Source organism: Moorena producens 3L, assembly GCF_000211815.1.
In the GTDB taxonomy this organism is placed as follows: domain Bacteria; phylum Cyanobacteriota; class Cyanobacteriia; order Cyanobacteriales; family Coleofasciculaceae; genus Moorena; species Moorena producens.
In genome coordinates this window covers 1,736-9,041 of sequence record NZ_GL890888.1, presented here as the reverse complement: position 1 = coordinate 9,041, position 7,306 = coordinate 1,736, and the positions used below count along the sequence as shown (strand labels likewise).

At 42.6% G+C, this 7,306-nt stretch carries 8 protein-coding genes and 1 pseudogene; 5 read left to right on the top strand and 4 right to left on the bottom strand.

All coding sequences use genetic code 11. From position 1 onward, the window contains the following. The 3 genes from LYNGBM3L_RS38300 to LYNGBM3L_RS13025 all read right to left on the bottom strand — a co-directional run. Positions 1 to 212, bottom strand: a 212-nt coding sequence (locus LYNGBM3L_RS38300; RefSeq protein ID WP_075873654.1) for a hypothetical protein, incomplete at its 3' end; no start/stop codon positions are given. Between the two features lie 58 nt (positions 213 to 270). Continuing rightward, positions 271 to 396 (bottom strand): hypothetical protein, encoded by a 126-nt coding sequence (locus tag LYNGBM3L_RS48610; protein WP_267872024.1) that lies wholly within the window; start codon positions 394 to 396, stop codon positions 271 to 273. 149 nt (positions 397 to 545) lie between these two features. After that, entirely contained in the window at positions 546 to 1,766 is a 1,221-nt protein-coding gene (locus LYNGBM3L_RS13025; RefSeq protein WP_008183629.1) for a glycosyltransferase family 4 protein, read from the bottom strand. Positions 1,767 to 1,777: 11 nt separating this feature from the next. On the opposite strand from LYNGBM3L_RS13025, the gene LYNGBM3L_RS48605 reads away from it, so the two are divergent. The 3 genes from LYNGBM3L_RS48605 to LYNGBM3L_RS13015 all read left to right on the top strand — a co-directional run bounded on the left by LYNGBM3L_RS48605 (position 1,778) and on the right by LYNGBM3L_RS13015 (position 3,598). Continuing rightward, on the top strand, positions 1,778 to 1,906 hold the full coding sequence (locus LYNGBM3L_RS48605) for a hypothetical protein (RefSeq protein ID WP_267872023.1): 129 nt from the start codon (positions 1,778 to 1,780) through the stop codon (positions 1,904 to 1,906). Between the two features lie 239 nt (positions 1,907 to 2,145). Beyond that, positions 2,146 to 3,126 (top strand): sulfotransferase domain-containing protein, encoded by a 981-nt coding sequence (locus LYNGBM3L_RS13020; RefSeq protein ID WP_008183627.1) that lies wholly within the window; start codon positions 2,146 to 2,148, stop codon positions 3,124 to 3,126. Positions 3,127 to 3,316: 190 nt separating this feature from the next. Further along, positions 3,317 to 3,598 carry a hypothetical protein gene (locus tag LYNGBM3L_RS13015; protein WP_008183625.1) on the top strand — a complete coding sequence of 94 codons (282 nt, stop codon included), beginning with the start codon at positions 3,317 to 3,319 and terminating at the stop codon, positions 3,596 to 3,598. 93 nt (positions 3,599 to 3,691) lie between these two features. On the opposite strand, the gene LYNGBM3L_RS48600 is transcribed toward LYNGBM3L_RS13015, so the two are convergent. Next, the gene (locus LYNGBM3L_RS48600) at positions 3,692 to 3,823 is read right to left on the bottom strand and encodes a hypothetical protein (protein WP_267872022.1); all 132 of its coding nucleotides are present in this window, start codon (positions 3,821 to 3,823) and stop codon (positions 3,692 to 3,694) included. A gap of 358 nt (positions 3,824 to 4,181) precedes the next feature. Here LYNGBM3L_RS48600 and LYNGBM3L_RS13010 point away from each other — a divergent pair, with 358 nt between their 5' ends. Next, positions 4,182 to 5,282 (top strand): RRXRR domain-containing protein, encoded by a 1,101-nt coding sequence (locus tag LYNGBM3L_RS13010; RefSeq protein WP_044492999.1) that lies wholly within the window; start codon positions 4,182 to 4,184, stop codon positions 5,280 to 5,282. Positions 5,283 to 5,301: 19 nt separating this feature from the next. Continuing rightward, a pseudogene (htpG, locus tag LYNGBM3L_RS13005) lies at positions 5,302 to 7,298 on the top strand (molecular chaperone HtpG). The last annotated feature ends 8 nt before the right edge of the window (positions 7,299 to 7,306 follow it).

The following is a 7,306-nucleotide window of genomic DNA, read 5'->3' as shown; positions in this document are numbered from 1 at the left end:
CCTGGAATTCCAGTGGGTTGAAGAGGACTCCACTCCGAAAGCTGTGCATAGCCCATGGCATTAAGGATATGCATTGTATTGCTTATTTGCTGGCGAGTTCCCTTCAGAATATACGGAACAAGGAATTCTTTTTCGGAAAACTCCTCAGGAGTAATCTTCGGAGTGATATGCTCTGGATTATTGTCTGAATTTGGCCGAAAATTGTGATGCATAGTCGAAAAACTCTTTTTAGGTTTATAAATATAATCATAATGATTACAAAACATATTGTCAAGGGTTTTTATAATTTTTTTTGAGGGATAATTTAAAGGAAACGAGGGAATCGGGAATCGGGAATCGGGAATCGGGAATCAGTAAAAAATCGGAAGCGATCGCGTAGCGTGACATGCAGGTCAATCGCGTTTTTTTTTATAAAATTACCGATAAAATTGGTTAGCTAAAATTGTAATAACAAGTTAGCGATCGCGTAGCGTATCTTTGCTGAGCATCGAGTTTTTTTTCGGAGTAATATTACCGAAAACCTCGACAACAGTAAATCTTAAAAATCATAATTTCCCGACTCCCGACTCCCGACTCCCGACTCCCGACTCCCTACTCTCTGTTCCCTTTGCCATTAATCTACACCGTTGAATCATATCAACATAGGCTGGCGATAACTGCTGCCAACTAAACCGATCATAGACCGTACGATGACAATTTTCACGCTTACTTTGGTTATAACCTTCCCCCAACACTTGAGAAATTAGATTAGCTAAACTTCCAGTTAATTCAAAATTCGCTAAATATCCTTCATTGCCTAAAACAAAGTGAGTAATGTCATAATCATGAGCTAAACAAGGTAAACCATGGGACATTGCCTCAACAATTACTCGTGGTAATCCTTCATGGAGAGACGCTAAGACGAAAAGATCAGCAATCTGATAGTAATCCTTTACTTGCTCACGAGCAACAGTTCGCACTTGAAACTGATTAAGCCCTAATAGCTCTTGGCCAAGCTGAATAATTTCCGGTGATTCAGCATCCTGTTGACCTAATAATAATAGGAATGGTCTAGGTTTTGGTAAACTCGCTACTTCATGAATAATGTAATCCATGCGCTTGTGAGAGTTGTTAATTGCTGCCACAGAAAGAATTAACGGTTGCTGTTTCGGTAGTCCTAATTTTTCTCGTAACCCCTCTCTTTCTAATGGTGACAGTATCTGTAATTTCGCAGGGATAAAGAATCCAGAAGGAAGTAGACTTTGTTTCTCAGCAGGCTCTCCATAATTTAACGCCTGTTTAAAGTGAATTGGTGTTAACTGCTGTACATGATCCCAACGGGAAAAAGGAGGGGATAAGGCTCCTCCATTACGGAAAAGCAGCTTATAATTCTGTTTTGTCAAACGCCGCCAGTGCCACAGTAGATAGCCTAAGCCATCATCACTAAAGTAAATTACCTCTGGACGTTCACGATATATATGGGATAATAAACTTAAGGTAAATGATGCTTGTTCAATAAAGTAGCCTTCTTGTCTGACAAAATAGTCACCTTTTTTTAAAAATTCACTTAATTGCTTAACCAATCTTCCCAGTTGAGCTGCCATCCAGCTATACCGTGGCAGATTCCATAATGTAATCATTTTGTCTTTAGACTTACCTCCTCCTTTAAACAGGGTGATATCAAGAGATGATTCCTGGGATAAAGCGCTGAAGCACTCTTCGGCAAAAGACTCATAGCCCCGCTGGATATGACCCAGACCAGAACAGATTATAAAAACTTTAGTCATGGTATTGCGGATTGATTTATTCTCGGTATATAGTTAAATGGTATAGCTCAGGGAACAGGGAATCGGGAATCGGGAATCGGGAATCGGGAATCGGGAATCGGGAATCGGGAATAAAAAACTTTGTTAATCTATCTGGTTAGCTGCTAATTACAATATCCTATTCCAAGTGAATTCATTGTGGCAAGTTAATTAAGGGAAAGCAAAAATAAAGGCAAGAGGCATGCTAGAGGCAAGAGTTAATCAAGTCCATAACCATTGAAATTATGATTGATAAAAAAAACACCAAAAAAATCGATATTTTTCCTAATATAACCGACTCCCGACTCCCGACTCCCGACTTCCTGTTCCATTTTGTCAACTAAATCTCTCTAAAATAATTATGATACTTAACGCGATTTTAGTGCGATCAATCCTTGTTGGTGCTTGGTCTTTTGTCAAGAGCAAACTACCACCAGAAGGAAGACGAAAACTAGGAACATTCCTAGGACGAATGGCTCAAAAGCCTCTAATAACTAGTCTAGTGCGTTGGTATGATCAACGGTCAGTAGATGCCTATCTGATTTCATTTCCTAAATCTGGACGAACTTGGCTCAGATTGATGATTGGACGGGCACTAGAAAAGCACTTAGAGCTAACTGACCCCAAAATTATGGAGAGAATTTTGGAGTTGGAAACCTTAGCGCCATTGCACCCTGATGTCCCAAAAATTCGAGTTATTCATGATGATGAACCAGAATGGAAAAAGCATGATGAACTTGTTCAAAGTAAAGCCAACTATAAAAATGCTAAAGTAATTTTATTAGTCCGAGACCCTAGGGATGTAGTAGTATCTATCTATTTTGAACATACTAAACGGGTGGGACACTATGCCCACATCATGCAGCAAGTAGACTCTCTGAAGCAGTATGCTGAACGAATTAAACCCTATGAAGGGGATTTGCATAGCTTCATCCATGAGTCAGTGGGGAGCTTTGATACTTTAATTAGCTATTACAATATATGGGAAGCTAATCGCCATCTCCCGAAAGATTTTTTGTTGGTGCGTTATGAAGATATCAAAACAAATACCCAAAAAGAACTGAGGCGGGTTTTAGAGTTTTTAGGAGTTAAATCAGTTCAGGATGAAGTAATTGAAGAAGCTGTCAACTTTGCCTCGTTTAAGAATATGCGCCAGATGGAAAAAAACCGGACATTTAAATCGGATCGTTTGACACCAACTGACCAGCAAGATCAAGAGTCTTACAAAACTCGTAAAGGAAAAGTTGGAGGATTTACTGAATATTTAAATAACGAAGATATTGATTATCTGAATCACCAAATGGAGGAACATTTATCGGATTTTTACCAGTATAAACCCTGAAGCTGTTGTGGGTTATCAGGTGTGGGGTGTGTAGCGATCGCGTAGCGTGACCTGTGGTCAATCCCGTAGCGTGACCTGTGGTCAATCCCGTAGCGTGACCTGTGGTCAATCGCACTCAAGACAAGTGGGCTTATTCACCAGACTAGACTAAACTAGTGTATATATCTAGCTAGCTAATAGGCTAGTAAAAATGATTCTTAACCAAAACTTCCAGGTAATTGAGAATGCTGCCCAAATTGATGACCAATTTTGTTTAAAATTAGGACCGCAAGCTAAGGCAAAAGTCTACCGAGTATTGATTAACGATACAGGACAAATCCTACTCGACCCAATTCCAGAAGAAGAACAGTGGTTATGGCAAAATCCCGAAACCCTGGCGCAGGTGAAACGGGGTATCCAGCAAGCAGCAGAAGGTCAAGGAAAATATTTAGGTGATTTCGCTCAATATGCTAGCCTGGATATTGATGACTAGTGGATTTTCAATAATTAAACTATCAGCGATTAGCGCTACTTGAGGTGCGATCGCGTTCACCTATCAGCGATCAGCCTATGGGCTAGGGGCATGCTACACGGAACAGCTAAAGGCGAAAAGCCACACTAAACCGAACAGCTGTTGAATAAAATAGCTGACCGCTGACCGCTGACCGCTGACCGCTGACCGCTGAACGTTGAACGCGCACCCGTGCGCTTCGCGCATAGGCTTACAACTTCACTAGTCTTCCTCAAGATACGGAAATCCGAATCCCTATCGGTGGACAACCCCATATGTCGTATCAAAAATAATCCCTCAGAATCGTTAAAGGGACATTCATATAAATGTAGCTATACCAGTCAATAACCCCACCCTGTTGAGGGATGGGGCTTGCATAAACAACCAATTATGCGTGTTTGACTAGACCATTTGAGCCGAATTTTGGAACGAACGCTTGGATGCTTCCCCAGTTCAAGTCTCTTCAAGACTGTGTTGTCAGTCGCTGTTAGACAGGACATCTTAAATTCGGTGGTCCAGGGGACGGGTCAAGTGCCCAAATACTTTTCTCGTGAGGTTTATCACCATGTTACGAGTTCCAGTTATTTCACCTGATGGAAGACCATTGATGCCTACAAAAGCATCTCGTGCTCGACGTTGGCTTAATCAAGGTTTAGCTGTTATTTACCAAAACGATCTAAATGTTTTTGCTGTTCAGTTAGTTAACCAACCATCTGAGGAACAAACTCAGGATATTGCTATTGGGATTGACCCTGGAAAGATGTTTTCTGGCATTGCTGTTCAGTCAAACAAAGCCACTCTTTGGACGGGACATTTAGTTTTGCCATACAAGAAGGTTCGCGAACGCATGGATACTAGACGAATGATGCGTTCGCGTAGCGTCGGCTTCGCCGAAAAAACTCGCAGAAGTCGTCGAATAGATCGCAGGGTACCTTACTCTCAAAGGTCTCATAGACAAAAGCGATTCTCAAACAGAGTAAACAAAAAGGTACCTCCTTCAATTCGAGCAAATCGCAAGTTAGAGCAAAGGGTGGCCAAAGAGCTTAGCCTTTTATACCCAGTAAAAGCTATTGTCTATGAGGTAGTAAAGGCTAGAGGAGACAAAGGTTTTTCTCCTGTCATGGTAGGCCAATATTGGTCAATATCTCAGCTAGAAAAAATAGCTCCAGTCACTCAAAAACAAGGCTGGGAGACTGCTCTAAAAAGGGAAGCTCTAGGACTGGTCAAAGACAAAACCGACAAAAGTCGGCAGACAGTCAACACTCATGCAATAGATGGAATAGCTTTAGCTGCTACTCATTTCTTGCGGCGCAAGAATTACTATCACAGTAAAGGTAAATTGAGTATCCCAGAAAACTGCAATATAACTAACGCTTTGTTTTCTGTTATTAGACGTGCTCCTATAAGTCGTCGTCAATTACACCTGTTGAATTTTCGTGCATGTGGAAAGCGGCGTAAATACGGAGGAACCACTACTAGTCATGGTTTTCGTAAAGGAGACTACGTTGAAGCTGTTAAAGCCGGAAAGATAACCCATGGTTGGGTGAGTGGCGAGACAGCAAAACAGGTTTCCGTTAGCGATATCAATTGGAAACGGATAGGACAATTTACTGCCCGAAAAGTCCGACTCCTAAAACGTTCAACGGGCTTACTTGTAAACAACTAATTGGAGGTGCGAAGAACTGATGACTGTACTGGAACAAGGCACAATCACGATTCATACTGAGAATATCTTCCCGATTATCAAGAAGTCTCTCTACACCGATCACGAAATCTTCTTGCGGGAGCTGATCTCCAATTCAGTGGATGCCATCCAGAAGTTGAAGATGGTCTCTTATTCTGGGGAGATTGACGGGGATGTGGGAGACCCGGAAATTAAAATTACCATTGATAAGGATAAAAAAACTCTCTCCATCTCGGATAACGGCATTGGGATGACTGCCGATGAGGTGAAAAAGTATATTAATCAAGTTGCTTTTTCTAGCGCTGAAGAATTTATCCAGCAGTACCAAAAGCAAGCTGACCAACAGATTATCGGTCACTTCGGATTGGGTTTCTACTCTGCTTTCATGGTGGCTCAGAAGGTAGAAATTGATACCCTCTCTTATAAATCAGGGGAAACAGCCGTTCATTGGAGCTGTGATGGTTCTCCAGCCTTTGAACTATCGGATTCAGAGCGGACGGAACGGGGTACTACTGTTACCCTCACCATGCAAGAGGAGGAACAGGAGTACTTAGAACCCTCACGGATTCGTCAGCTAGTGAAGTCCTACTGTGATTTCATGGCAGTGCCCATCAAGCTGGAAGATGAGGTGATCAACAAGCATGAGGCACTGTGGAAGAAATCCTCAAGAGACCTGACCAAAGAAGACTATCTGGAGTTCTATCGCTATCTTTACCCGTTCCAAGATGAACCCTTGCTGTGGGTACATCTAAACACAGATTATCCTTTCTTGCTTGATGGCATTCTCTATTTCCCTAAACTGAAGCCAGACGTGGATGTGACTAAGGGGCAAATCAAGCTTTTCTGTAATCAAGTGTTTGTCAGTGACAACTGTGAAGAAGTAATTCCTAACTTCCTAATGCCACTGCGAGGGGTGATTGATAGCCCTGATATTCCCCTGAATGTTTCCCGTTCTGCTCTGACCAAAGACCGGACAGTGGCTCGGATTGGTGACTTTATTGCTAAAAAAGTTGGCGATCGCTTAAAGCAACAGTACCAGGATGAGCGGGATGAGTACATCCGTTCTTGGCAAGATGTGGGTACATTTGTTAAGTTTGGCTGCCTCAATAGCGATAAGTTTAAGAAACAAGTAGAAGATATTGTGATCTTCCGCACCACCTATCAACCGGTGGAAAGTTCGGAAGCTCCAAGCACTGACACCCCTAAGGTAGAAGTGCAATCCCAAGATGGGGATGCTTGGGAGGATGTCACCCCGGATGAGGGCACCGAACAGGACAAGTCTTCCTCTTCTCAACCCTACACCACCATCAAAGAGTATCTAGAGCGCAATAAAGAAAATCACGAAAATCGGGTATTCTATTGCACTGATGAGGCTAGCCAAGCCACTTATGTAGAACTGCACAAAAATCAAGGGTTAGAAGTCCTATTTATGGACTCCTTTATCGACACCCACTACATTAGCTTCTTGGAACGGGAATATACAGAGGCTAAGTTCTCTCGGGTGGATTCAGACTTGGATGATACCCTTGTTGATAAGGAGCAGGAAAAAGAGATTGTTGACCCGAAGACCAACAAAACCCGTTCTGACCTGATTAAGGAACTGTTTGAGCAAGCGATTAATAAGCCTAAGGTTAATGTCCGGACTCAAGCCCTGAAGTCTGATGACCCCCAAGGCACCCCACCGGCAATGGTATTGTTGCCGGAAGCCATGCGCCGTCTACAGGAAATGACTGCCATGATGCAGCAGGAGTCGGTGCAGTTTCCAGAGGAACATATTTTAGTGGTCAATACCACCACCCACTGATTCAGAATCTAGTCAACCTCAGTCAAGGCAGTATTATTCAGAGTGGCGGTCAGTCTCCCTCAGCGGAATTGGCTAGCATGATTTGTCAGCATGTCTATGACCTGGCACTGATGGCTCAGAAAGGCTTTGATGCCGAAGGCATGAAGGCGTTTGTGGAACGGTCCAATAAGGTTATGACGCGCTTGACGCAATAGTAAAGGCT